The following is a 23,756-nucleotide window of genomic DNA, read 5'->3' on the forward strand; positions in this document are numbered from 1 at the left end:
TTGCTCGATAAGGACAATAATGCGTGATGAGGTAAAGGCGGCAAGTCTGGAGCGGGAGCACTGGGATGCGTGATGAGGCAAGGGCCGACGCCTTACTGGCGAGCCTGGAGCAAGAACACAAGGGCAAGCTGAAGGTATTCCTCGGTGCCGCACCCGGCGTAGGCAAGACCTACGCCATGCTGCAGGCAGTGCGTGAGCAGGCAAGAGAGGGGGTCGATATCCTGATCGGCGTGGTGGAAACCCACGGCCGTCAGGAGACTCTGGCCCTGCTCGACAAGCTTGCCATCCAGCCACGCAAACTCCATCTCCACCGCCAGCAACGTCTGGAGGAGATGGATCTGGATGCGCTGCTTGAACGCAAACCCGCCATAGTGGTGGTGGATGAGCTGGCCCACAGCAACGCCCCCGGCAGCCGCCACGAGAAGCGCTGGCAGGATGTTGAGGAGCTGCTCGGTGCCGGCATCGACGTCTACTCCACCCTCAACGTGCAACACCTCGAGAGCCTCAACGATCTGGTGTGGCAACTGACCGGTGTCAGGGTCAAGGAGACCCTGCCCGACCAGGTGCTGCTGGAGGCCGACAGCATAGTGCTGATCGACCTGCCCCCCAAGGAGTTGCTCGGCCGGCTCAAGGAGGGCAAGGTCTATGTGCCCCATCAGGCCAAGGCCGCCCTGCAGTCCTTCTTCTCCCTCAACAACCTGACCGCCCTGCGCGAGCTGGCGATGCAGACCGCCGCCAGCCACGTGGAGGGGGATCTGCAACTGCAGTGGCAGGCTGCGGGCAAGACCACGCTGCCGCTGCGGGGCAAGCTGATGGTCTGCCTCGGCGATCAGCACGGCTCTGCACTGGTGCGTTACGGCCACCGTTTCGCCCAGCGTCGCCAGCTGCCCTGGCTGGTGGTGCATATCGACAGCAAGGGGCAACGCTCCGCCGAGCTGGAGCAGGCACTGGCTCTGGCCTCCCACCTTGGTGCCAAAGTGCTGACGCTCTCCAGCCCGGCGGTAGCCAGTACTCTGCTGGAAACGGCCGAGCAGCAACAGGTCTCACAACTGCTGCTCGGCAAACCCCACAAGGCCCCCTGGCGCCGCTCCCTGGTGCAACACCTGCTCAAGCAGGCACAAGGGCTCGAAATCACCCTGGTGGATACCGAGAAGCGCAAACCCGGCATAGGATTGCAGCCGCTTCACCCCAAGGACATTCGCCAGAGTCTGCTGGCAGTGACCATAATGGGGCTGACATCGGCTGCCGCCTGGGGACTCTCTCACTGGCTGCCCCCTGCCTCCCTGCCACTGCTGTTCGTGCTGGGGGTGCTGGCGACGGCACTCACCACCAGCCTGATGCCCGCCATTCTGGCGGCCGTGCTGGGCTTTGTCGCTCACAATCTGCTGTTCACCGCTCCCTACTTCTCCCTCAGCGTGGCCAGTCACAGTGATCTACTCACCCTGTTCGTGCTGCTCATCGTCGGCATGACGGCGGGGCGGCTCGCCTCCCGCCAGCGGCAACAGCTGATCGGCCTGCGCGAAACCCAGCAGCTCGGCAACGCCCTGCTGTCGCTGAGCCAGGGGCTGGCCACCGCCAGCAGCCCGGAAGAGGTGCTCAGGCAAGGTACCCAGGCCATCTCGCTGGCCCTGGCCCAACCTGTCTTCGCCCTCGATCAGGACTATCAACACCGAGCGGGCTCAGCCCAACACAATCCGGGCCAGACCGACAAGGCGGCCATCGACTGGTGTCTGGCCCAGAAGCAGAGCGCCGGTGCCCACACCGCCACCCTCAATGCAGCCGAAGCCCAATATCACCATCTTACCGATGAGCTGATCCTCGGAATTCGACTGTCCAACCCGCTCGCCTCTTCGGCCGAGCATCAGCTGCAAGCCCTGCTCACCGACATCCGCGCGGCCCTGGCACGAATCGATCTCAACGAACGGTTGGCCGACAGCCAGTTGCAGGCAGAGACGGATCGGATGCGCGCCGCCCTGCTCTCGTCTGTCTCTCACGACCTGAAAACCCCGCTCGCCACCATAATGGGGGCTGGCAGCACCTTGCTGGAGTACGGTGACAGGATCAGCCCGGAGGATCGCAGCGAGCTGCTCCATTCGGTGCAGGATGAGGCCCGCCGCCTGCACAGCTATGTGCAGAACCTGCTGGACATGACCCGTATCGGTTCACCCGACTTCCAGCTGAAACGCGACTGGGTCGACCTGGCGGATCTGGTAGAGAGTGCCCGCAAGCGGCTGGAATCTTCCTGGCGTCAGCACAAGCTGCTGGTGCACTTCGATCAGCAAATCCCCCAGCTTTATGTGCACGGCGCCCTTATCGAGCAGGTGCTGGTCAATATCCTCGACAACGCCTCTCGCTACTCACCGGCCGGCACCCCCATAGAGTTCAAGGTGATGCTGGCGGATCCGGACCTCATCCTCGACATCATAGATATCGGGGTCGGCATCGCCGAGTCGGACCGGGACAAGATCTTCAATCTGTTCTACACCCAGCCTGTCGGCGATTGCGGCAGTCGTGGTACAGGGCTTGGCCTCGCCATTTCTCGCGCTATGATAGAGGCCCATGGCGGCCGTATCTGGGCATTCTCCGGTCCCAATGGCAACGGCACCTGCATGCGCATCTCGCTGCCGCTTGCCCTCAACGCACCTGAGGTATAATGGCCCGCATATGGCTTACAGCGATGGCAGAGAGTGCTATTTCCCCTCGCCTCAGCCCTCTCCCACTGTTCGCCTCTGGAGGCTAGATGGCTCACATATTGGTCATAGATGATGAAGCGGCGATTCGCCGCTTTCTGCGTATCAGCCTGATTGCCGAAGGGCATCAGGTCAGCGAGGCGGTAGGGGTCAACGAAGGGCTGGAGCTGTATCGCCATCTCAATCCCGATCTGGTGATCCTGGATCTCGGCCTGCCGGATGGGGATGGCATTCAGATACTGCAAGCCATTCGCGAGCACCACCAGAATCCGGTACTGGTACTGTCGGCGCGGGATTCTGAACAGGAGAAGGTGCGACTGCTGGATGCCGGTGCCAACGACTATATGAGCAAGCCGTTCGGCATTGGGGAGATGATGGCCCGCATCCGGGTATTGCTGCGCCAGCGGGCCGGAGTCAGCAGCGGCGAACGCCGCCACTTTCCTCAATGTGGCCTGACCCTGGACGCCAGCAGCCACAAGGTGAGCCTGCATGATGAGGAGATCCCCCTGTCTCGCAAGGAGTTCGCCCTGCTGCAGGCGCTGGTGTGCCACCCGGGCAAGCTGGTGATGCAGACCCAGCTGCTCAACGACATCTGGGGGCCAAGCCACAAGGAAGATACCCACTACCTGCGTATCGTCATCGCCAGCCTGCGCAAGAAGCTGGGGGATAATCCCCAGCAACCCCACCTGATCGAGACCGAATCCGGCATCGGCTACCGCTTTATCGGCAGCTGATGTTTCACGTGGAACGCCGTCCACTGCACAGTACGGCCAAGAGGCCACAGCCAAAGAGCAGCAGACCTATATCCTGCAAAGCGGCCGCCAGCGCCAATCCCAGGCTGAGCAGCAGGTAATAGGCCAGTCCGAACAGGGCACCGGCGCTGCCTGCCACCTCCCGATAGGCCAGCAAAGCCTGACTCAACACATTGGGGATGGCGATGCCAAAGGCCACCACGACTCCCATCATGGGCAGCAGGAACCAGAGCGAATCCTGGCTCGCCCACACGGCAACCCCAGCCCCCAGCGCCAGCACCGAGGCCAGCCGGATCAGAACTGATGGCGACCAGCCCATGCCCAGCAAGCGCTTGTTCAGCAGGCTGCCGATCAGGGTTGCCAGCGCCAACACCAGGCCGGAATAGCCAAACTCGCTGGCATTCAATCCCAATCCGGCAAACAGAAACGGCGCCAGGCTGTAGTAACCAAACAGCATGGTATTGAACAGAGCGATCAGCAGGGCGCTGCGCCAGAGTCCGCCATCCCGCACCATGCGGCATGCCAATGGCCAGAGGGCAACCCGAGTGGTCATCACGGGACGGGTTTCCGGCAGCCGCCAGCCGGCGATCCCCCCCAGCATCAGGGCCAGCACCAGCAAGCCGCTGAAGACCCCGAGATAGCCAAACTGCTCGGCCAGCAAGCCGCCGCTCACCAGCCCCAGCACGGGGCTGAGGGAGAGTGCGACTCCCATTACCGAGAAGACGCGGGCCAGATCGCTGCCCTGGTAGCTGTCGCGCAGCATGGTCTGGGTCACCACAGATCCCACGGCGGCGCCAAAGGCCGAGATGACCCGGGCCAGCAGCAACACCTCGAACTGGTTGGCCAGCAGCGCCAACAAGGTGCCTAGCCCGTAAGTGAACAGACCCGCCAGCATGGCGGGGCGTCGCCCGATCAGATCGCAGAGCCGCCCCCAACAGACCACGCCCACTGCAAACGCCAGAAAATAGACCGACAGGGTCTGGGATGCCTGCCCGTCGCTTACCCTGAACTGGCTCGCGATATGCGTCAGCACAGGGCTGTAGATGGTCTCCACTATCTGGGGAAACATCATCAATCCGACCACCAGCCAGAGCGGTGGCAACTTGTTGTTCATGACAAACCTCCTTCACAAGAGGTCGTTATTCTAGAGAGATGCCGACTGTCCGATTACAATAAGCAGGACTATAAACATCAATAATCGGACACATGGCCTTTATTCTCCCCGGTCACCCTTTTGACCCAGACAGCCTGGCTGGCAGCGTGATCGGCATTGCCTCCGCGCTGGGTTGGCACGACTCAGGCCTGCACCAGCATCAGCGCCATCAGCTGCTGTTCGCCCAGGCGGGCTGCATGAGCATAGAGCTGGCGAACCAGGTCTGTCTGCTGCCACCCAGCCGGGCAGCCTGGCTGCCGGCGGGCACTCCCCACAGAGTGCTGATGCGCGGTGTGGTGGCCTACCGCTCTCTCTACTTCATGCCTCAGCCAGATCTGCCAGCCAGTGTGCAGGTGATGGCGGTCAACCCGCTGCTGCGGGAGATCATAGAACGAATGGCACTCTGGCCATGGGAGAAACCGGAGGTGGAGCAGAGCCGGACACTGGCGCTGTTCATCGAGGAGCTGGCGCAAGCGCCGCGGGAATCCTGGCAACTGCCGCTACCGGCAGACTCGCGCCTGACGGTCTGGTTGCAGGAGGTAAAACGGGGCGACACCCTGCCCGATCGGCTCAACCGGCTGGCCGGACGGGTGGGTGCCAGTGACAAGACCATAGGTCGCATCTTCATGCGAGACACAGGCATGAGCTATCAGGCCTGGCGCCAGCAGTGGCGTCTGCTGCGCGCCATGGAGCTGCTGGCCGAGGCCGTGCCCATCAGCCGGGTGGCCGCTTCGCTGGAGTTCTCCAGCGACAGCGCCTTCATCAGCTTCTTCAGACAGCATACGGGGCAGACTCCCCTGCACCATCTCAACTCCCGGGGTGAGTCGCATCGACCGAACTCACCTCCACCACCAGGGTATCCAGCGCCAGTGGCTTGAGGTTGCTGAGGGCATCCAGCACCACAGACCGGGATGCTTCCTGCTGCTGGGCCAGCATCTCCTGTCCCAGTTTGGCGGTATCCAGTTCGGGTCTGGGGTTTTCAGTTGCCATGACATTCAAGCTGAGGGTGCTCATTATCAGGGTGGCGATCAGGGTTTTCATCTGGTGTGCTCCGGTGTGGTTGAGATGACCAGATAGTTATTCCAATACTTGTGCCATATTTATAACCATATGATTTTTATTGAATTAACTAGCTTAAAACCCCCATTTGTGCCTTGTCGGGATAGCAAGGTGGTCATTTTTAAACCCATAAATGGTATTTTTTACCACAGCGTATTCCCGAGTCATGTTCCACGTGGAACGTCCCGTTATTTTGATCGACACTCGCTTTTAAACTGAGCTATGGTGCTACATCCCCGTAACTGACTCTGGATCCGTCACCGAATGGAATTTTCCTTGTTCGGCGAGAAGTTCACTCGCCACGCCGGCATTACCCAACTCATGGATGACCTTAATCAGGGGCTGACCAATCCGGACGCCATCATGCTGGGTGGCGGCAATCCGGCCCCCATCCCCGCCATGCTGGAGCGCTTTCAAACCGAAGCCAAAAACCTGCTCGACAATGGCGAACTGGTCAAAGCCATGGCCAACTACGACGGCCCCCAGGGCAAGGACAGGTTCACCAAGGCGCTGGCCGCCCTGCTCAGCAAGGAGCTCGGCTGGGATATCACCTCTCGCAATATCGCCCTGACCAACGGCAGCCAGAATGCCTTCTTCTACCTGTTCAACCTGCTGGCCGGCGAGTTCGCTGATGGCCGCAAGAAGAAGGTGCTGTTCCCGCTGGCCCCGGAATATATCGGCTACGCCGACTCTGCCCTCACCGATGACTACTTCGTGGCGTACAAACCCACCATGGAGAAGCTGCCCGATGGCCAGTTCAAATACCACGTGGATTTCGAGAGCCTGCAGGTGGGCGACGATATAGGGGTGATCTGCGTCTCCCGTCCAACCAACCCGACTGGCAACGTGCTGACCGATGACGAGATAGAGCATCTGGATCAGATAGCCCGCGACAAGGGCATTCCGCTGCTGATCGACAACGCCTACGGCGTGCCTTTCCCTGGCATCATCTTCAGCGAGGCCAAGCCGTTCTGGAACGCCAACACCATCCTCTGCATGAGCCTCTCCAAGCTGGGACTGCCGGGCACCCGCTGCGGCATCGTCATCGCCGACGAGAAGATCATTCAGGCCATCACCAACCTGAGCGGCATCATCAACCTGGCGCCGGGCAGCCTGGGACCCGCCATCACCATCCCCATGATCGAAAGTGGCGAGATCATCACCCTGAGCGAGCAGGTGGTGAAACCCTTCTACCGGCAGAAGGCCGAGCTGGCGGTACGGCTGTTGCGTGAGGCGATCCCGGATCCGCGCTTCCACATCCACAAGCCGGAAGGCGCCCTCTTCCTCTGGCTCTGGTTCGAAGATCTGCCCATTCACTGCCAGGAACTTTATGAGCGGTTGAAGGCGAAGAACCTGCTGATAGTGCCGGGTCACTACTTCTTCCCCGGCATCGACGACCCCAAGTGGCGCCACAGCCAGGAGTGCATCCGCCTCAACTACTCCCAGAGCGAGGAGCTGGTGCGCCGTGGCATCGCCATACTGGCGGACGAGATCAACGACCTCTACGGCAGCAACTGACCTGCGAACCAAAAACAAAAAGGCCTGCAATCGCAGGCCTTTTTCATTTCTCATGGCTTAGTTTGGCAGCGCCAGCGGCTCGGCTTTACCGATGGGGATGGCGCGAGGCTTGAGTGCCTCCGGCAGTTCGCGCGCCAGATCTATGGTCAGCAGACCATGCTCCAGCCTGGCGCCCTGCACCTCCACGTGCTGGCTCAACTTGAAGGCCAGCTCGAAGTCACGCTCGGCAATGCCCTGATGGAGGAACTGGCGTTCATCAGAGGCTGCCTTGCGCCCCTTCACCTTGAGGGTGCCGTTTTCGGTCTCCAGTTCCAGCTCTTCGCGCTCGAAACCGGCCACCGCGACCGTGATGCGATAGCCGTCGTGATCGCGCTTTTCGATGTTGTAAGGGGGATAGGCTACCGCCTTCTGGTCAAACAGGCCTTCCAGCTCACGGGCCATCCGCTCGAAGCCGACGGCATTGGAATGGAGATGAGAAAAATCGAGGTTACGCATAATCCTATCCTTCTAATAAGCAACAGGTTTCTATTTCCACGGGCCCGCCATCGGCACCCGGAAAGCTTGGTAAAAATGGATTCAAATCGGGCGTTAGCCGTTGATCTCGATCTTGCGCGGCTTCATCGCCTCCGGCACCTCACGCACCAGCTCGACGTGCAGCAGGCCGTTCTTCAGGTCGGCACCCTTCACCCGCACATAGTCGGCCAGCTGGAAGCGACGCTCGAAACCCCGCTCGGCTATGCCCTGATACAGGTAGTTGCGGTCGGTCTCGGCCTGCTTGCTGCCCTTCACCGTCAGCAGATTTTCCTGAAAGCTCAACTCCAGCTCTTCCTGGGTAAAGCCCGCCACCGCCATGCTGATGCGGTAGTCGTTGTCACCCAGCTGCTCTATGTTGTAGGGGGGATATCCGGCATTGCCATTGCTGGCCGCAGATTCGATGAGATTGGCCAGACGATCGAAACCGATGGCAGAACGATAGAGCGGAGAAAAGTCGATAGAACGCATAGTATTACCCTCTTGTGAGCGATAACGGATGGTTTGCCCTCCTGTCGGACGGGCGTCTGGTCGAAACCTCTGTTGAGCGTTCCGGCCTTGTTACCTATATAGGGTCCGGCTTTTTGCTTTCAAGGGCGAGAATCAAAGAAATTTTTCGAGTTTGTCCGACGCACAACTGTATCGTTCAGCTGGCCCGATAGGATCGATAATCGACCCGCGGGCCACTCATGGCTCCCCGCATCCCCCGTCATACTGGTTGCACACCTCGCCGCTATCACGGAGCTACACAATGCAGATTACCCAGGTTCGCAACGCCACCCTGCTGATCGACTACGCCGGCACCCGCTTTCTGATCGACCCCATGCTGGCAGCAAAGGGCACGCTGCCCGCCTTCGCCGGAACAGCCAACAGCCACCTGCGCAACCCGCTGGTCGAGCTGCCTCTGCCCCTGGCGGAGATACTCGATGTGGATGCGGTGATCGTCACCCACGATCACCTGGACCACTGGGACCCGGTCGCTCAGCAGCAGATCCCCAAGCATCTCCCGCTGTTTGTGCAACATCAGAAAGATGCCGACACCATCTGCGCCAGCGGCTTCAAGGATGTGCGCCTGCTGAGCGAGCAGGCCGAATTTGCCGGCATCCGCCTGCAGCAGACCGAGGGGCAACACGGCAACGATCAGGTCATGGCGGTGTTGGCCGAGCGGCTGGGTGAGGTGTGCGGTGTGGTCTTCTCCCACCCGCAAGAGAAAACCCTCTATCTGGCGGGTGATACCGTCTGGAACGAAATGGTCGCACAGAGCCTGCGACAACACGGGCCTGATGTGATCATCCTCAACTGTGGCGATGCCCAGGTGCCGGGGCTGGGCTCCATCATCATGGGCAAGGAGGATGTGCGGGCCGTCTATCAGGCTGCGCCACAGGCCACCCTGATTGCCAGCCACATGGAGGCGGTCAATCATGCCGTGCTGTCACGCAAGGAGTTGCACGACTATCTGGCCGAGCACGACATGGCGGATCGGGTGCGGGTGCCGGAAGATGGCGACACGCTTTCACTGTGATAACTGGGGCCATGCATCCGCATGGCCCTTCGGCTTTCAGCTGCCAGCGCATATCATGGTTGCTCATCGCGCAAAGAGGAGGCCAGCGTCATGCCCATCCCGATAGTTGCCGTCGTGGCCTTCGACCACTTCAGCCCCTTTCACTGCTCAGTGCCCTGCCTCATCTTCGGCGACATACTGCCGGGTCAGCCCCTGTTCGAACTCAGGCTCTGTGCCGGGGATGGCAAGGCCAGCTCGCATTCGTCACAGGGGTTCAGCATCCAGGCACCTTATGGGCTGGAGGCCCTGGCCGAGGCGGACATCATAGTCATTCCCTTCTGGCGCGACCCGGCCGAGCGCCCGGCCCAGCCACTGCTGGATGCCCTGATGGCGGCTCATGCCAGAGGGGCCCAGGTGGTGGGACTCTGCCTCGGCACCTATGTGCTCGCCTATGCCGGCTTGCTCAATGGACGCAAGGCCTCGACCCATTGGGAGTACGAGCAGGATTTCCTCCGCCGCTTTCCCTGCGTGCGGCTCGATACCAACGCCCTCTATGTGGATGACGATGGGCTGGTCACCTCGGCGGGCACAGCTGCCGGACTGGATTGTTGCCTCTATCTGGTACGCCAGCACCATGGCAGTGCCATCGCCAACCAGGTGGCACGACGGCTGGTGATCCCGCCCCACCGTGAAGGTGGCCAGGCCCAGTTCATCCAGCAGCCGGTCTCCACCTCTACCCGGGATGCCAGGATGAACCAGCTGCTCGATCACCTGCGAGCCCACCTGTCGGAACCGCATACCCTCGACAGCCTGGCAGCCCACAGCCTGATGAGTCGGCGCACCTTTACCCGTCGCTTTCATCAGGCCACCGGCCTCTCCGTCGGAGAGTGGCTGCTGATCGAGCGGCTCAGGCGCTGCCAGGAGCTGCTGGAAGCCAGCACCCACCCCATAGAACGCATCGCCGAACTGGTGGGTTTCAAGACAGCCACCTCCCTGCGACAGCACTTTCGGGCCCGCTTCGAGGTTTCGCCGAGCGAATGGCGGCGGTCTTTTCGTGGCAGCAGGGAGTGAGCCTCTCACCTCACCCTGTTCCGGTTCGCCCAAACATGGCACCCTAACCGCAGATCCCAAGGAGCCATGCCATGTCCCGTTCCGAACGTCTGCTGGCCCTGCTCCAGCTGTTGCGCGGTCACCGTTACGCCATCACAGGCACAGAGCTGGCCAACCGGCTCGGCATCAGCCTGCGCACCCTCTACCGGGACATAGCGACCCTGCAATCCCAGGGGGCGCATATCGAGGGTGAGCCCGGTATCGGCTATGTGCTGCGCCCCGGCTTCATGCTGCCACCGCTGATGTTCAGCGAAGAGGAGCTGGAAGCCCTGGTGCTGGGCTCCCGCTGGGTGGCCGAACATGCCGACAGCACCCTGAGTGCCGGTGCCCGCAGTGCGCTGGCAAAGATAGAGGCCGTGCTGCCCGCCGAGTACCGCCAGCAGCTCCACGCCAACACCCTGCTGATCGGCTCATCCCGCAGCGACGCCTGCACCGATGAGGCTCCCCTGCGCAGTGCCATCCGTCAACAGCGCAAGGTAACCCTGAGCTATCGCGATCTGAGAGAAGCGAGTTCCGAGCGCACCGTCTGGCCATTTGCCCTCGGCTATTTCGAGCAGGTGCGGGTCCTGGTGGCCTGGTGTGAGCTGCGGCAGGACTTTCGCCACTTTCGGGTGGATCGCATCAGCCGGCTGAAGCTGGAGGAGATCGGCTATCCCAGGAGCCGGGCTATCCTGCTCAAGGAGTGGCGTGCCACCCAGCAGATCCCGCAGCCACAATTCATTGCTGACAGAAACTGACAGTGGGTGGCGCCATGCTGACGGGGTCGGCGCAGATGCGCCATCCCCGAAACAAGGAGTGTCACCATGCTTGTTCCCCAGTTCACCATCCTCTATGTCGCCAATCCGGCTCACAGCGCCCGTTTCTATCGCGAGCTGTTTGGTCGCTCGCCGGTGGAAGAATCCCCCACCTTCGCCATGTTCGTGTTCGAGTCGGGCGCCAGGCTGGCGCTCTGGTCCAGTGCCACGGTTGAGCCCAAGGTCACGCAAGAAGCCGGAGCCATGGAGCTGTCCTTCCCTCTGCCAGATGATGCCAGCGTCGATGCCGAGTTTGCGAAATGGCAGGCTCGCGGCCTCACCATCACCCAGTCGCCGATCCGACTGGAGTTTGGTTACACCGGCATGGCGCTTGATCCGGATGGCCATCGACTGCGCCTCTACTGCCCAGCCCTCGAGCCAATCTAAGCCTCCAGGTATCCATCCGCTCATCATGCAAAATGCCGAACCGCTAAGTTCGGCATTTTCTTTATCTCAGCCCGATCGCCCATCCTTTCAACTGCCAGTGTTTCACGTGGAACGTCGGGCGGCATCCGGGCAACCGACTGCGTTGTTGTCTGTGTTATCATCTTCGGGCCTTATTATCTGGAGAAACAATGACCAATCGACATAGCTCGCTCGAACTGTACCAACCAGGCAACAGCACCCCTGATGAACTGAGCGAGAAACAGTTGGCGCTATTCGCCCTGCTGCAACTGCGCGAGCAGGAGTTTGGTTTCAACCCAGACGTGATCGTCCACTACCCGGAAGCAAGCTTTCTCACCGCACCGCTCGATTATCTGGATCAGCGGATCCTGGAACAGCAGCAACAGGGTCACCTCATCAATGAGGTGGTGATACTCACCACTTACCTGCAAGTACAGGCCCTGCTGGGCGAGCGCGGTTATCGGCATGAAGCTGTCCACATGCCTGCAGGCCCCGACCATACCGCGATTTTCAGGGTGCAATGCGGCACTCATGTGGCTGGCAAGACGCTCTATGTCGAGGCCGTCAATGAGCAAGATCTCAAGATCCGACCGACCTTTGTGTTGATGCTGCGCGATGAGCATGGCGAGCTGCAGGGTGGAATGTCCGGGTCTATCTGGACTAAAGAAGAGCGGCGTTATGCCTATATTGGCACTGTGGCCGTGCAACCGGGGCAACCCGCCGGCACCGGCACTCTCCTGGCCAGTACAGTGCTTGAGTACCTGATGCAGCAAGGGGTTTGCGAGGTCAATCTCGGTACCCAGACAGCCGAGCCTTTCTATACCAAACTCGGCTTCCAGACCATTCACCACATAGTGCCGGCGTTGCGTCATCGCATCGCTGAGGATGGAACTGAACTTCCTCACAATCTGGTCATCATGAGTAAATTGCTCTGATTTCGCTGACGACAGATGTAAAAAAGCCGCTCACAAGGAGCGGCTTTTTGCTGTCTGACTGACTAGGTCGATTAGACGTCGAGGTTGGCGACCCGCAGGGCGTTGGTCTCGATGAAGTCACGACGAGGCTCGACCGCATCACCCATCAGGGTGGAGAAGAGCTGGTCCGCACCAACGGCGTCGTCTATGGTGACGCGCAGCATGCGACGTGCTTCCGGATCCATGGTGGTTTCCCACAGCTGGTCCGGGTTCATCTCGCCCAGCCCTTTATAGCGCTGGATGTAGATGCCCCGCTTGCCTTCGCTCATCAGCCAGTCGACCGCTTCCACAAAGTTGGCAATCGGCTTGACCTTCTCGCCACGCTTGATGAAACCGCCTTCCTCGATCAGGTTGGCGATCTCCTTGCCGAGAGAAACCAGCTGACGGTACTCACCGGACTGCAGGAAGTCGTAGCTGATCGCGTATTCACGGTCGACCCCGTGCTGACGTACCACGGCGTGCGGCACAAACAGGCGGCGCTCTTCATCACGACGCACCTGGATCTGGTACTGGATACCGTGGTTGCTCTCGTTGAGCACGGCTTCCATTGCCTGACACCAGGCCAGCAGGTCGCTCTCGCTGGCCAGCAGGGTTTCGTTCAACTCAGGCTGATAGATCAGCTGGGTCAACACGGCATCCGGTGCCCGACGGGACATGCGGGTGATCAGGTGAGACACGGCACGGTGCTGGTTGACCAGACGCTCCAGCGCCTCGCCACCTATGGCCGGGGCAGACTCGTTGACGTGCAGGGTAGCACCATCCAGCGCCATGGCGGTCTGGTACTGCAGCAGCGCATCTTCGTCTTTCAGATACTGCTCCTGCTTGCCCTTCTTGACCTTGTACAAGGGCGGCTGGGCTATGTAGATGTAGCCACGCTCGATAATCTCCGGCATCTGACGATAGAAGAAGGTCAGCAACAGGGTACGGATGTGCGCACCATCGACGTCCGCATCCGTCATGATGATGATGTTGTGGTAGCGCAGCTTGTCCGGGTTGTACTCGTCACGACCTATGCCGCAGCCCAGGGCCGTGATCAGGGTGCCCACCTCTTGCGAGGAGATCATCTTGTCGAAACGGGCCTTCTCCACGTTCAGGATCTTGCCCTTGAGCGGCAGTATGGCCTGGTTCTTGCGGTTGCGACCCTGCTTGGCGGAGCCGCCAGCAGAGTCCCCTTCCACTATGTAGAGTTCGGAGAGGGCCGGGTCTTTCTCCTGGCAGTCTGCCAGCTTGCCTGGCAGGCCGGCGATGTCCAGCGCACCCTTGCGGCGGGTCAGCTCGCGCGCCTTGCGGGCCGCTTCACGGGCACGGGCCGCATCGATGATCTTGTTGACCACTATCTTGGCATCGCCTGGGTTTTCCAGCAGGAACTCGCCGAGCTTCTCACCCATCGCCTGTTCAACGGCGGTCTTCACTTCGGAAGAGACCAGCTTGTCCTTGGTCTGGGAAGAGAACTTGGGATCCGGCACCTTGACCGAGATGACCGCAATCAGACCTTCACGCACGTCGTCGCCACTGGCGGCCGACTTGGCCTTCTTGCTGTAATCCTCTTTGTCCATATAGGTGTTGAGGGTACGGGTCAGCGCGGTGCGGAAACCCACCAGGTGAGTACCACCATCCCGCTGCGGGATGTTGTTGGTGAAGCAGTAAACCCCTTCCTGATAGGCATCGTTCCACTGCATGGCGACTTCGACACCGATGCCGTCCTGCTCTGTGGAGAAGTGGAACACCTTGGGATGGATCGGGGTCTTGTTCTGGTTCAGGTATTCAACGAACGCCTTGATACCGCCCTCGTAGCAGAAATGCACCTCACGGCCATCCCGCTCGTCCTGCAGACGGATGGAGACACCGGAGTTGAGGAAGGAGAGCTCGCGCAGACGCTTGGCCAGGATCTCGTAGTGATACAGGGTATCGGTAAAGATGGTCGGGCTCGGCCAGAAGCGCACCTCGGTACCCGTGCCGCTGCTGCTGTCGCCAATCTGCTTGAGCGGCGCCTGCGGCTCACCCAGGTGATAGGTCTGCTCGTAGACATGGCCGTTGCGACGTATGGTCAGCAACAGCTTGTCAGAGAGGGCGTTAACCACTGAGACGCCCACGCCGTGCAGGCCGCCGGACACCTTGTAGGAGTTGTCATCGAACTTGCCGCCGGCGTGCAGTACGGTCATGATGACCTCTGCGGCGGAGCGGCCCTCCTCCTCGTGCATGTCTACCGGGATACCCCGGCCATTGTCACGCACGGAGACGGAACCGTCGGAATGGATCTTGACCAGAATATCGGAGCAGTAGCCAGCAAGAGCCTCGTCAATGGAGTTATCGACGACCTCAAACACCATGTGGTGCAGACCTGAGCCATCATCCGTATCGCCGATGTACATCCCCGGGCGCTTGCGGACCGCATCCAGGCCCTTCAGTACCTTGATATTCGAGGAGTCGTAAGTATTTTCACTCATAGCTTACTCTCTGCCTTCTCTAACGTTTCGGAGATCTTGCCTTGTTCCACGTGGAACAACTTGCAGTCATTCGCATCCATCATGTCTGCGAGCTGACCGGTATCGATGGCGGTGATAAACACCTGGGACGCACACTGCTTCAGCCTTGCGGCCAGTAAGCGGCGCTTGTCGACATCCAGTTCAGAGGCAAAATCGTCAATTAAAAAAATACAGCCACGGCTGCTATGTTGATTCAAATAGAGCCCTTGGGCCAGTCGCATGGCACAGACCAACAACTTCAGCTGACCCCTGGACAAAATATCCTGAGCGGGCACACCATTCGCCTTGAGTCGCACATCGGCCTTCTGTGGGCCTACCCCTGTGTAACCCAGCGAACGATCCCGCTCAAACCCCGCCTCCAGCAAGTCGCCGAGGGGAGTCTCTTTCTCCCAGCCCCGATAGAAACCGAGACTGATGTCGAATTCCGGCAGAAAATCTGCCGTCATCTCCTTGATCAGGGGCGTAATGGCCTGACAATAACTGGCGCGAAGCTCGGCCAGTTCACCCCCGAGCCGCACCAGCTCCTGATCCCAGAACGCCAGCTGGCGATACTGGGTGCTCTGGCGCAGCAGCGCATTGCGCTGTTTCAGCAGACGCCGCACTCGTCCCCACAGGGAGAAAAAGGTCGGTTCCTGATGGAAGACGCCCCAATCCAGCCAGGCCCGGCGAGCCTGGGGCCCGCCCGTCAGCAGGTTGAAGCCATCGGGATGGATCAACTGCACCGGCAACAGCTCGGCCAGATCGGCCAGTCGCTGGGCCTGGGCCCCGGCGATCTTGAGCTGGGTCTCGCCACTCTTGTCCTTGGCGAGACCGATGGGCACCTGACGCCCCTCCAGTTCGCACTGGGCAAACAGGGTAAAGGCCCGCTCCCCCTGGCGGATGACCCGCCCGGTCAGGTGAGTACGAAAGGAGCGACCGAGACCAAGGTAGTGAATGGCTTCCAGCACGCTGGTCTTGCCGCTGCCATTGCACCCGACCAGGATGTTGAGGCCGGGGGACAGCTTGAGACTGGCCTGCTGGATATTGCGAAAGTCGCTGAGCTGGAGTTTGACCAGGGCCACGACTAGATCCGCATCGGCATCACCACGTACTGAGCATCCTGATGATCAAAATCCTCAATAATGGCACTGCTGATGGAATCGCTCAGGCTAATCCGGATTTGGTCACATTTTAACGTATTCAGCACGTCCAGCACATAAGAGACGTTGAAACCTATCTCCATCTCGCTGGCCTCGTATTGTACGTCAAGCAGCTCTTCGGCTTCTTCCTGTTCCGGGTTGTTGGCGGTAATGCGCAGCAGGTTTTCCTGCAGATTGAGACGCACCCCACGGAATTTCTCGTTGGAGAGGATGGCCGCGCGGGCAAACGCCTGACGCAGATCCTCACGACCGGCGATCAGGGCCTTGTCGCTGTTGCGCGGGATAACCCGACGCCAATCCGGGAAGCGGCCATCCACCAGCTTGGAGGTGAAGATGAAGCCGTCCAGCGCCGCGCGCAGGTTGCTGCGACCGATCTGCAGCCGTACCGGCTTGTCTTCCGCTTCCAGCAGGCGCACCAGCTCAAGCACACCTTTACGGGGCAGGATAACCTGATGATCGGGCAGCGATTCTTCCACTACCTCGCGACGGCAGGTCGCCAGACGGTGACCGTCGGTCGCCACGGTACGCAGGCCGTGGCCCTCGCTCTCGAACAGCATGCCGTTCAGGTAGTAACGCACGTCCTGGCTGGCCATGGAGAACTGGGTGGCATCGATCAGCTTCTTCAGCTCCAGCTGGCCTATGTCGAATTCGAGCACGGATTCCCAATCCTCGATATTCGGGTATTCGGTCGCCGGCAGGGTCGACAGGTTGAAACGGGAACGACCGGAGCGGATGATCAGGCGCTCGCCTTCGGTGTTGAGGCGGATGTCCGCCCCTTCCGGCAAGCCGCGGCAGATATCCAGCAGCTTGCGCGCCGGCACTGTGGTGCGGCCATCCTGGCTCTCATTATTGAGATAGACCTGACCTATCATCTCAACTTCCAGGTCGGTGCCGGTCAGAGACAGCAGACCCTGGCTGACATCAAGCAGGACATTGCCGAGGATCGGCAGGGTCGGCCGGCCACCCAGGGCACCGGACACCAGTTGCAGAGGACGTAACAGGGCCTCACGGCTAATTTCGAGCTGCATCTGTGCTCTCCGTTGTTATCGGGACGAAAGGATTCGAATCAGGTTGGAATATTCGCGCTGCATCTGTCCACTCACCGTTGTTATCAGGAGGAAAGGGTTCGGATCAGGTTGGAATAATCTTCCTTGATGTCGTGGCTCTCCTCCTTCAGCTGCTCTATCTTGCGGCAGGCATGAAGAACGGTAGTGTGGTCACGGCCACCAAAGGCATCACCAATCTCAGGCAAACTGTGGTTGGTCAGCTCCTTGGCCAGTGCCATCGCCAGCTGACGTGGACGGGCAACGGAGCGTGAGCGGCGTTTGGACAGCAGATCCGCCAGCTTGATCTTGTAATACTCCGCCACCGTCTTCTGGATGTTGTCTATGGTGACCAGCTTCTCCTGCAGCGCCAGCAAGTCCCGCAGCGCTTCGCGCACGAAATCTATGTTGATGGCACGACCGGTGAAGTTGGCGTTGGCGATCACCCGGTTGAGGGCGCCTTCCAGTTCACGGACGTTGGATCGCAGACGCTTGGCGATGAAGAAGGCCACTTCGTCTGGCAGGTGGATCTGGTTCTCATCCGCCTTGCGCATCAGGATGGCGACGCGGGTCTCCAGCTCCGGCGGCTCGATCGCCACCGTCAGGCCCCAGCCGAAGCGGGACTTGAGGCGATCCTCGACACCATTGATCTCCTTCGGATAGCGATCCGAGGTCAGGATGATCTGCTGGTTGCCTTCGAGCAGCGCGTTGAAGGTGTGGAAGAACTCCTCCTGGGAGCGCTCCTTGTTGGCGAAGAACTGGATGTCATCGATGAGCAGGGCATCGACGCTACGGTAATAACGCTTGAACTCTTCAATGGCGTTATTCTGCAGCGCCTTCACCATGTCCTGCACAAACCGCTCGGAGTGCATGTAGATGACTTTGGCGTCCTTCTTGCGCTCCTTGATGGCGTTGCCAACGGCGTGCAGCAGGTGGGTCTTGCCCAGGCCGGTGCCGCCATAGAGGAACAGCGGGTTGTAAGCGCCACCCGGGTTGTCGGCTACCTGACGGGCAGCCGCGCGGGCCAACTGGTTGGACTTACCCTCGACGAAGTTCTCGAAGGTATAGTTCACGTTGGTGTTGCTTTTGTGGTTCGGCTCAGGCTTGGCTTCAGCCTTGCTTTCCCAGCTCTTCTGCAAGTTATTCACAGGCGCAGCACCACGCGCCGGCGCTCTTGCGACCGCGACGGGATGAGGACGATTACCTATATCAAAACGCAGGGTGGGGCCATCGACCCCACAGAGTTCATTGATGATGCCGTTAACCCGGATGAGATACTTGTCTCGTACCCAGTCCAGAACAAAGCGATTCGGTGCATACAGGGTCAGAGTATTGTCACTCAACTCCGCTTGAAGCGGCCGGATCCACATGCTGAATTCTGCCGAGGGCAACTCATCTTGCAGCCGGTTAAGGCACTGCTGCCATAGCGAAGCAGTCACTCTAAACTCCCGTCAATTGATTAACTAAAGACCGGCTATTCTACGTTTTTAGCGGCTGGATCTCTAGCCGCCACCTTGCGGATCCGGCAAATAAGATCCTTGACTTTCAAGGATCCAGCACCGCTGGATCTGATTTCATCCCCAAAGTTACCCACAGCCTGATCCATCCTGGATGGCACCAAAGATCCAGACCTGAACCGGTTATTTTATATAACCAAATATCATTTATTCTTTGGCTTTTATTCCAATAACATCAGCGCAAATCCAGTGATTACAACTAAAAATACAGAACAACAGAGAGAGGAATCCCCATGACATCATCCATCAAGCTGGTCTCCGGTGCTGCCATTCTGCTGGCAGCCCTGTCCGGTCAAGCCATAGCCCAGGAAACCATTAAGGTCGGCATGTCCGGCAAGTATTTCCCGTTCACCTTCGTCAAGCAGGACAAGCTGCAGGGCTTCGAGGTGGATATGTGGAACCAGATCGGTGAGCGCACCGGCTACAAGGTCGAGTTCGTGACCGCCAGCTTCTCCGGCCTGTTCGGCATGCTGGAAACCGGCCGGGTCGATACCATCTCCAACCAGATCACCATCACCGACGAGCGCAAGGCCAAGTACGCCTTCTCCCAGCCCTATGTCTATGACGGCGCCCAGATAGTGGTCCGCAAGGGCAACAGCACCATCCACGGCATCAAGGATCTGGAAGGCAAGAAGGTCGCGGTCAACCTCGGCTCCAACTTCGAAGAGCTGCTGCGCAAGAACGACCCGAACAAGAAGATCGACATCCGCACCTACGACTCCAGCTTCGAGCAGGATGTCGCCCTGGGTCGCATCGACGCCTTCGTGATGGACCGCGTCTCCACCGCCCAGCTGATCAAGGAATCCAAGCTGCCGCTGCAACAGGCAGGCGCACCGTTCGAGACCATCGAGAACGCCCTGCCCTTCCTGAAGACGCCGGAGAAACAGGCCGTACTGAAGAAGGTCGACGACGCCCTGACCGCCATGCGCAAGGATGGCTCCCTGCGTCAAATCTCCGAGAAATGGTTCGCTTCCGACATCACCGACAAATAAATGATGGAATTTGACCTCGAGTACACGCTAGGGCTGTTTCCCATCCTGCTCAAATACCTGGGCACCACGATGGAAATGGCTCTGTGGGGATTCGTATTGGCACTCGTACTGTCGCTGGCCCTGGCGATAGTGCGGGTGTTTCGCGTCCCCGTGATCCACTGGCTGGCGATGCTCTATATCTCGTTCTTTCGAGGTACTCCCCTGCTCGTCCAGCTGTTCCTGCTCTACTACGGACTGCCGCAACTGTTCCCCGTCTTCGTGGGGATGGATGCCTTTACCGCCGCCATCGTCGGCCTGACCCTGCACTTCGCGGCCTACATGGCCGAGTCGATCCGCGCCGCCATTCTGGGCATCCACAAGAGCCAGATGGAAGCGGCGCTCAGTATCGGCATGAGCCGTTACCAGGCGATGCAGCGGATCATCTTGCCGCAGGCGGCCCGCATCGCGACCCCGTCGCTGATGAACTACTTCATCGACATGATCAAGAGCACCTCGCTGGCCTTCACCCTGGGGGTGGCCGAGATCATGGGCAAGGCGCAGATGGAAGCCTCCTCCTCCTTCAAGTTCTTCGAGAGCTTCATGGCGGTGGCCCTGGTCTACTGGGTGGTGGTCATCATCTTCACCCGCTTGCAGCACCTGCTGGAAATTCACCTGAACCGAGCCTATTAAGGGAGGTCTGCGATGATCAAATTAACCGGCCTCTCCAAGGCATTTCACGGCAACAAGGTGCTCAACAGCATAGATCTGGAGGTCAGAAAGGGGGAGATAGTGGTCATCATAGGCCCCTCCGGCACCGGCAAGTCGACCCTGCTGCGCTGCCTCAACCTGCTGGAGACCCCGGATGCAGGTACCCTTGCCATCGACGACCTGCAGCTGGACCTGGCCAACGCCAGCGAGCAGCAGGCGATCGAGCTGCGCAAGCGCGCCTCCTTCGTGTTCCAGAACTATGCCCTGTTCGCCAACAAGACGGCGCTGGACAACATAGCCGAGGGGCTGATCACCGTCTGGAAGCAGCCAAAAGCCGAGGCCCGCGCCACTGCCCTCGGTATCCTCAAGGACATAGGGCTTGCCGACAAGCAGGATGCCTACCCGGCGTCCCTCTCCGGCGGCCAGCAGCAGCGGGTCGGCATAGGCCGCGCCATGGCGGCTCACTCCAAGGTCATTCTGTTCGATGAGCCCACCTCGGCCCTGGATCCCGAGTGGGTCGACGAGGTACTTGGGCTGATGAAGGAGCTCGCTCGCCAGCACCAGACCATGGTGGTGGTGACCCATGAGATTGAATTTGCTCGTGATGTTGCTGATCGGGTGATCTTCATGGAGGGGGGCCGGATCGTGGAACAGGGCCCGCCGGATCAGATATTGGTCGATCCCAAGGATCCCCGTACCCGGGAGTTCTTGCGAAAAGTGCTTAAATAGCTCTCTCTTTGGCGGCCTTGCCGCCTTTTTTATTGGAGGATCCTTGTTTAACCCCGGGTTGCCAGTATAATCCGGAGCCCTTGATCCTCCGGATCCTGCCAGCTTCTCCTGCTTCTTTATGAGTCAGGGCAAGATGAGAGGGAACGGCGGATTGACTAAAAGCCGAACTCTGTTTAGAATTCGGCCTCTTTTGCTAGTCGTCACACGCTATAGCTGGCGCGTCGGCTAAGTGTGACAATCAAAACTGTACAGAAATACGGAATCGAATCATGAAACGTACTTTTCAACCGTCCAACCTGAAGCGCAAGCGCTCTCACGGTTTCCGCGCCCGCATGGCAACTGCCAACGGTCGTAAAGTTCTGGCCGCTCGTCGTGCCAAGGGTCGTGCCCGTCTGGTAGTTTAATGCCAACGCCGCACACCTTCTCTCGGGAGTTACGTCTGTTAACTCCCGAACACTTCAAACGCGTTTTCGCCGAGCCTGTCCGGGCCGCTTCTCCGCAAATTACTCTTCTCGCCTGTCCCAATACCCTCGAACATCCCCGTCTTGGCCTCGCTGTGCCCAAAAAAGCACTCAAGCGTGCCGTCTGGCGTAATCGTGTCAAACGAGTGGTCCGGGAAAGTTTCCGTCTCAATCAAGCCAACCTGCCCGCTATCGACATAGTCGTGATCGCCAAGGGCGGCGTCAAAGAGATGGATAACGAGGAGCTGTTCAAGTTACTGGAAAAGCTATGGCGCACTCTGTCACGCCGTTGCAATGGGTAGCTGTCAAACTGATACGCCTGTATCAGCTAATCATTAGCCCTCTGCTCGGGCCGCGCTGCCGTTTCACGCCAACTTGTTCCCAATTTGCGATAGAAGCAATCCGACTTCACGGTTTCATAAAAGGCGTTTGGTTAGCCAGCAAACGTCTATTAAAATGCCATCCCTTATCCGAGGGTGGTTATGACCCGGTTCCGCAACCAAAGCGAAGAAACTGAAGACTATGGAATCACAACGCAATCTCATCCTGATCGGTTTGCTGTTCGTGAGCTTTCTGCTCTGGCAACAGTGGGAGTCTGACAAGGCTCCGAAGCCGGCCCCGACTACCGTGGCCCAAACCGAACATTTCGTACCTGAAGCCGGTCAGACCGGTGATATTCCTCAGGTTTCCGAGCAAGCCAACGCGAACGCCGCACGCAAGCTGATCACAGTCTCCTCCGACGTGCTCAAGCTGACCCTGGACACCCAGGGCGGTGACATCGTTTCTGCCGAGCTGCTGGCCCACAAGCTGGAAGAAGGCAAGGATCAATCCTTCGTACTGCTGACCAGTCAACCTGACCGCCTCTATGTCGCCCAGAGCGGCCTGGTGGGTCGCGATGGTCCTGACAGCCAGGCCCAGGGTCGTCCCACCTATGACGCCACCCAGACCAGCTACCAGCTGGCCGATGGTCAGGATCAAGTCGTCGTACCGATGACCTGGACCGACAGCAAGGGTGTGGTCTTCACCAAAGAGTTCGTGCTCAAGCGCGGTGACTATGCGATTGGCGTCGATTACAAGATCGACAACAAATCCGCCGAGCCGGTCCAGGTGCAGTTCTACGGTCAGCTGAAGCAGACCGTGACCACGCCCAAGGATCAGGAAGGTCACGCCATGGTAGCCAGTGCTTACCGTGGTGGCGCCTTCTCCAGCGAAGAGAGCCGCTACAAGAAGTACACCTTCGACGAGATGAAGGATGCCGACCTGAACAAGACCACCAAGGGTGGTTGGGTCGCCATGCTGCAACACTACTTCGTCTCTGCCTGGGCACCGAATGCCGACGATACCAACAGCTTCTACAGCCGCGTGATCCCTGGTAAAGACCAGGCCATCATAGGCTACAAGGCGCCGCTGGTAGACGTGGCTGCCGGCCAGCAGGCCGAAGTGACCAGCAAGCTGTGGGTCGGTCCCAAGCTGCAAGACCAGATGGCCAAGGTGGCAAACCACCTCGACCTGACCGTCGACTACGGCTGGCTCTGGTTCATCGCCCAACCGCTGCACTGGTTGCTGACCGTGTTCCACGGTTTCGTCCAGAACTGGGGTCTGGCCATCATAATGCTGACCCTGCTGGTACGCGGCATCATGTTCCCGCTGACCAAGGCCCAGTACACCTCCATGGCCAAGATGCGCATGCTGCAGCCCAAGCTGGCCGCACTGCGTGAGCGCTTCGGCGACGATCGCCAGAAGATGTCTCAGGGCATGATGGAGCTGTACAAGAAGGAGAAGGTCAACCCGCTGGGTGGCTGTCTGCCTATTCTGGTCCAGATGCCGATCTTCATCGCCCTGTACTGGGCCCTGATGGAATCCGTTGAGCTGCGTCACGCGCCGTTCACCCTGTGGATCACCGACCTGTCGGTGAAGGACCCCTTCTTCGTGCTGCCAATCCTCATGGGTGCTTCCATGTGGTATCTGCAGAAGATGAGCCCGACCACGGTGACAGACCCGATGCAGCAGAAGGTGATGCAGTTCATGCCGATCATCTTCACCTTCATGTTCCTCTGGTTCCCGGCTGGCCTGACTCTGTACTGGTTGGTGAGCAACGTCATCTCCATTACCCAGCAGACCATCATCTATCGTCAGCTGGAGAAGAAAGGCCTGCACACCCGCAGCTAATCTTCCCCCTGATGACAAAAGAGGCGGCCTTGGGGCCGCCTTTTTT

General features: G+C 59.5%; 24 protein-coding genes. 16 read left to right on the plus strand and 8 right to left on the minus strand.

Annotated elements, in window-relative coordinates; translation table 11 throughout:
- Positions 1-65: 65 nt before the first annotated feature.
- Both CK910_RS04600 and CK910_RS04605 read left to right on the plus strand, forming a co-directional pair.
- Entirely contained in the window at positions 66-2,654 is a 2,589-nt protein-coding gene (locus CK910_RS04600) for a sensor histidine kinase (RefSeq protein WP_065402545.1), read from the plus strand.
- An 86-nt stretch (positions 2,655-2,740) separates the two neighbouring features.
- Positions 2,741-3,424 (plus strand): response regulator, encoded by a 684-nt coding sequence (locus tag CK910_RS04605; RefSeq protein ID WP_098981192.1) that lies wholly within the window; start codon positions 2,741-2,743, stop codon positions 3,422-3,424.
- Between the two features lie 4 nt (positions 3,425-3,428).
- Here CK910_RS04605 and CK910_RS04610 read toward each other — a convergent pair whose 3' ends face one another.
- Positions 3,429-4,556, minus strand: coding sequence for a multidrug effflux MFS transporter (locus CK910_RS04610; protein ID WP_098981194.1), 1,128 nt, complete (start codon positions 4,554-4,556; stop codon positions 3,429-3,431).
- A gap of 92 nt (positions 4,557-4,648) precedes the next feature.
- Here CK910_RS04610 and CK910_RS04615 point away from each other — a divergent pair, with 92 nt between their 5' ends.
- Positions 4,649-5,473, plus strand: coding sequence for an AraC family transcriptional regulator (locus CK910_RS04615; protein WP_098981197.1), 825 nt, complete (start codon positions 4,649-4,651; stop codon positions 5,471-5,473).
- Here CK910_RS04615 and CK910_RS04620 read toward each other — a convergent pair.
- On the minus strand, positions 5,403-5,636 hold the full coding sequence (locus CK910_RS04620; protein ID WP_098981199.1) for a hypothetical protein: 234 nt from the start codon (positions 5,634-5,636) through the stop codon (positions 5,403-5,405). The genes CK910_RS04615 and CK910_RS04620 overlap by 71 nt on opposite strands.
- Positions 5,637-5,918: 282 nt before the next feature.
- Here CK910_RS04620 and CK910_RS04625 point away from each other — a divergent pair, with 282 nt between their 5' ends.
- Positions 5,919-7,172, plus strand: a complete 1,254-nt coding sequence (locus CK910_RS04625) for a valine--pyruvate transaminase (protein WP_042873536.1) — start codon at positions 5,919-5,921, stop codon at positions 7,170-7,172.
- 57 nt (positions 7,173-7,229) lie between these two features.
- On the opposite strand, the gene CK910_RS04630 is transcribed toward CK910_RS04625, so the two are convergent.
- Both CK910_RS04630 and CK910_RS04635 read right to left on the minus strand, forming a co-directional pair.
- A complete protein-coding gene (locus tag CK910_RS04630) occupies positions 7,230-7,667 on the minus strand; it encodes an Hsp20 family protein (protein WP_043557342.1) in 438 nt (145 codons plus the stop codon).
- 93 nt (positions 7,668-7,760) lie between these two features.
- Positions 7,761-8,174: an Hsp20 family protein gene (locus tag CK910_RS04635; protein ID WP_042873533.1), complete on the minus strand. Its 414-nt coding sequence runs from the start codon at positions 8,172-8,174 to the stop codon at positions 7,761-7,763.
- A 280-nt stretch (positions 8,175-8,454) separates the two neighbouring features.
- Between CK910_RS04635 and CK910_RS04640 the strand changes: the two genes are divergently transcribed.
- The 5 genes from CK910_RS04640 (at position 8,455) to CK910_RS04660 (ending at position 12,448) form a co-directional block, all read left to right on the plus strand.
- Complete coding sequence (locus CK910_RS04640) at positions 8,455-9,225, plus strand: MBL fold metallo-hydrolase (protein WP_098981202.1); 771 nt, start codon at positions 8,455-8,457, stop codon at positions 9,223-9,225.
- Positions 9,226-9,315: 90 nt separating this feature from the next.
- Complete coding sequence (locus tag CK910_RS04645; protein WP_098981205.1) at positions 9,316-10,275, plus strand: GlxA family transcriptional regulator; 960 nt, start codon at positions 9,316-9,318, stop codon at positions 10,273-10,275.
- A 71-nt stretch (positions 10,276-10,346) separates the two neighbouring features.
- A complete protein-coding gene (locus CK910_RS04650) occupies positions 10,347-11,051 on the plus strand; it encodes a helix-turn-helix transcriptional regulator (protein ID WP_098981208.1) in 705 nt (234 codons plus the stop codon).
- Positions 11,052-11,117: 66 nt separating this feature from the next.
- Positions 11,118-11,495: a VOC family protein gene (locus CK910_RS04655; protein WP_098981211.1), complete on the plus strand. Its 378-nt coding sequence runs from the start codon at positions 11,118-11,120 to the stop codon at positions 11,493-11,495.
- A 188-nt stretch (positions 11,496-11,683) separates the two neighbouring features.
- Complete coding sequence (locus CK910_RS04660; protein ID WP_098981214.1) at positions 11,684-12,448, plus strand: GNAT family N-acetyltransferase; 765 nt, start codon at positions 11,684-11,686, stop codon at positions 12,446-12,448.
- Between the two features lie 71 nt (positions 12,449-12,519).
- Here CK910_RS04660 and gyrB read toward each other — a convergent pair whose 3' ends face one another.
- The 4 genes from gyrB to dnaA form a co-directional block, all read right to left on the minus strand.
- The gene (gyrB, locus tag CK910_RS04665) at positions 12,520-14,934 is read right to left on the minus strand and encodes a DNA topoisomerase (ATP-hydrolyzing) subunit B (RefSeq protein ID WP_043135282.1); all 2,415 of its coding nucleotides are present in this window, start codon (positions 14,932-14,934) and stop codon (positions 12,520-12,522) included.
- Positions 14,931-16,034, minus strand: a complete 1,104-nt coding sequence (gene recF / locus CK910_RS04670) for a DNA replication/repair protein RecF (RefSeq protein WP_098981216.1) — start codon at positions 16,032-16,034, stop codon at positions 14,931-14,933. Before recF ends, gyrB begins: the two co-directional genes overlap by 4 nt.
- A 2-nt stretch (positions 16,035-16,036) precedes the next feature.
- Positions 16,037-17,140, minus strand: a complete 1,104-nt coding sequence (gene dnaN, locus CK910_RS04675) for a DNA polymerase III subunit beta (RefSeq protein WP_098981219.1) — start codon at positions 17,138-17,140, stop codon at positions 16,037-16,039.
- Between the two features lie 83 nt (positions 17,141-17,223).
- Positions 17,224-18,594 (minus strand): chromosomal replication initiator protein DnaA, encoded by a 1,371-nt coding sequence (dnaA, locus tag CK910_RS04680; RefSeq protein ID WP_043135284.1) that lies wholly within the window; start codon positions 18,592-18,594, stop codon positions 17,224-17,226.
- Positions 18,595-18,905: 311 nt separating this feature from the next.
- Here dnaA and CK910_RS04685 point away from each other — a divergent pair, with 311 nt between their 5' ends.
- The 7 genes from CK910_RS04685 (at position 18,906) to yidC (ending at position 23,710) form a co-directional block, all read left to right on the plus strand.
- Positions 18,906-19,664, plus strand: a complete 759-nt coding sequence (locus tag CK910_RS04685; protein WP_043557335.1) for an amino acid ABC transporter substrate-binding protein — start codon at positions 18,906-18,908, stop codon at positions 19,662-19,664.
- Positions 19,665-20,333 carry an amino acid ABC transporter permease gene (locus CK910_RS04690; RefSeq protein WP_098981222.1) on the plus strand — a complete coding sequence of 223 codons (669 nt, stop codon included), beginning with the start codon at positions 19,665-19,667 and terminating at the stop codon, positions 20,331-20,333. It abuts the gene before it with no gap.
- Between the two features lie 12 nt (positions 20,334-20,345).
- Entirely contained in the window at positions 20,346-21,080 is a 735-nt protein-coding gene (locus CK910_RS04695; protein ID WP_005319551.1) for an amino acid ABC transporter ATP-binding protein, read from the plus strand.
- A 269-nt stretch (positions 21,081-21,349) separates the two neighbouring features.
- Positions 21,350-21,484 (plus strand): 50S ribosomal protein L34, encoded by a 135-nt coding sequence (gene rpmH / locus CK910_RS04700; protein ID WP_005307156.1) that lies wholly within the window; start codon positions 21,350-21,352, stop codon positions 21,482-21,484.
- Positions 21,484-21,843: a ribonuclease P protein component gene (gene rnpA / locus CK910_RS04705; RefSeq protein ID WP_042037151.1), complete on the plus strand. Its 360-nt coding sequence runs from the start codon at positions 21,484-21,486 to the stop codon at positions 21,841-21,843. The genes rpmH and rnpA overlap by 1 nt, the downstream gene beginning before the upstream one ends.
- Positions 21,810-22,058 (plus strand): membrane protein insertion efficiency factor YidD, encoded by a 249-nt coding sequence (yidD, locus tag CK910_RS04710; RefSeq protein ID WP_010635605.1) that lies wholly within the window; start codon positions 21,810-21,812, stop codon positions 22,056-22,058. The genes rnpA and yidD overlap by 34 nt, the downstream gene beginning before the upstream one ends.
- 5 nt (positions 22,059-22,063) lie before the next feature.
- Complete coding sequence (gene yidC / locus CK910_RS04715; protein WP_043557329.1) at positions 22,064-23,710, plus strand: membrane protein insertase YidC; 1,647 nt, start codon at positions 22,064-22,066, stop codon at positions 23,708-23,710.
- Positions 23,711-23,756 lie beyond the last annotated feature (46 nt).

Origin of the sequence: Aeromonas sp. CA23 (assembly GCF_002587065.1) — a bacterium.
In the GTDB taxonomy this organism is placed as follows: domain Bacteria; phylum Pseudomonadota; class Gammaproteobacteria; order Enterobacterales; family Aeromonadaceae; genus Aeromonas; species Aeromonas bestiarum.

What these genes read in the sequence shown, in the direction of transcription:
- CK910_RS04600 (WP_065402545.1), top strand. Translation starts at nt 66, where the DNA reads ATGCGTGATGAGGCAAGGGCCGACGCCTTACTGGCGAGCCTGGAGCAA.
- CK910_RS04605 (WP_098981192.1), top strand. Translation starts at nt 2,741, where the DNA reads ATGGCTCACATATTGGTCATAGATGATGAAGCGGCGATTCGCCGCTTT.
- CK910_RS04610 (WP_098981194.1), bottom strand. Translation starts at nt 4,556, where the DNA reads ATGAACAACAAGTTGCCACCGCTCTGGCTGGTGGTCGGATTGATGATG.
- CK910_RS04615 (WP_098981197.1), top strand. Translation starts at nt 4,649, where the DNA reads ATGGCCTTTATTCTCCCCGGTCACCCTTTTGACCCAGACAGCCTGGCT.
- CK910_RS04620 (WP_098981199.1), bottom strand. Translation starts at nt 5,636, where the DNA reads ATGAAAACCCTGATCGCCACCCTGATAATGAGCACCCTCAGCTTGAAT.
- CK910_RS04625 (WP_042873536.1), top strand. Translation starts at nt 5,919, where the DNA reads ATGGAATTTTCCTTGTTCGGCGAGAAGTTCACTCGCCACGCCGGCATT.
- CK910_RS04630 (WP_043557342.1), bottom strand. Translation starts at nt 7,667, where the DNA reads ATGCGTAACCTCGATTTTTCTCATCTCCATTCCAATGCCGTCGGCTTC.
- CK910_RS04635 (WP_042873533.1), bottom strand. Translation starts at nt 8,174, where the DNA reads ATGCGTTCTATCGACTTTTCTCCGCTCTATCGTTCTGCCATCGGTTTC.
- CK910_RS04640 (WP_098981202.1), top strand. Translation starts at nt 8,455, where the DNA reads ATGCAGATTACCCAGGTTCGCAACGCCACCCTGCTGATCGACTACGCC.
- CK910_RS04645 (WP_098981205.1), top strand. Translation starts at nt 9,316, where the DNA reads ATGCCCATCCCGATAGTTGCCGTCGTGGCCTTCGACCACTTCAGCCCC.
- CK910_RS04650 (WP_098981208.1), top strand. Translation starts at nt 10,347, where the DNA reads ATGTCCCGTTCCGAACGTCTGCTGGCCCTGCTCCAGCTGTTGCGCGGT.
- CK910_RS04655 (WP_098981211.1), top strand. Translation starts at nt 11,118, where the DNA reads ATGCTTGTTCCCCAGTTCACCATCCTCTATGTCGCCAATCCGGCTCAC.
- CK910_RS04660 (WP_098981214.1), top strand. Translation starts at nt 11,684, where the DNA reads ATGACCAATCGACATAGCTCGCTCGAACTGTACCAACCAGGCAACAGC.
- gyrB (WP_043135282.1), bottom strand. Translation starts at nt 14,934, where the DNA reads ATGAGTGAAAATACTTACGACTCCTCGAATATCAAGGTACTGAAGGGC.
- dnaN (WP_098981219.1), bottom strand. Translation starts at nt 17,140, where the DNA reads ATGCAGCTCGAAATTAGCCGTGAGGCCCTGTTACGTCCTCTGCAACTG.
- CK910_RS04685 (WP_043557335.1), top strand. Translation starts at nt 18,906, where the DNA reads ATGACATCATCCATCAAGCTGGTCTCCGGTGCTGCCATTCTGCTGGCA.
- CK910_RS04690 (WP_098981222.1), top strand. Translation starts at nt 19,665, where the DNA reads ATGATGGAATTTGACCTCGAGTACACGCTAGGGCTGTTTCCCATCCTG.
- CK910_RS04695 (WP_005319551.1), top strand. Translation starts at nt 20,346, where the DNA reads ATGATCAAATTAACCGGCCTCTCCAAGGCATTTCACGGCAACAAGGTG.
- rpmH (WP_005307156.1), top strand. Translation starts at nt 21,350, where the DNA reads ATGAAACGTACTTTTCAACCGTCCAACCTGAAGCGCAAGCGCTCTCAC.
- rnpA (WP_042037151.1), top strand. Translation starts at nt 21,484, where the DNA reads ATGCCAACGCCGCACACCTTCTCTCGGGAGTTACGTCTGTTAACTCCC.
- yidD (WP_010635605.1), top strand. Translation starts at nt 21,810, where the DNA reads ATGGCGCACTCTGTCACGCCGTTGCAATGGGTAGCTGTCAAACTGATA.
- yidC (WP_043557329.1), top strand. Translation starts at nt 22,064, where the DNA reads ATGGAATCACAACGCAATCTCATCCTGATCGGTTTGCTGTTCGTGAGC.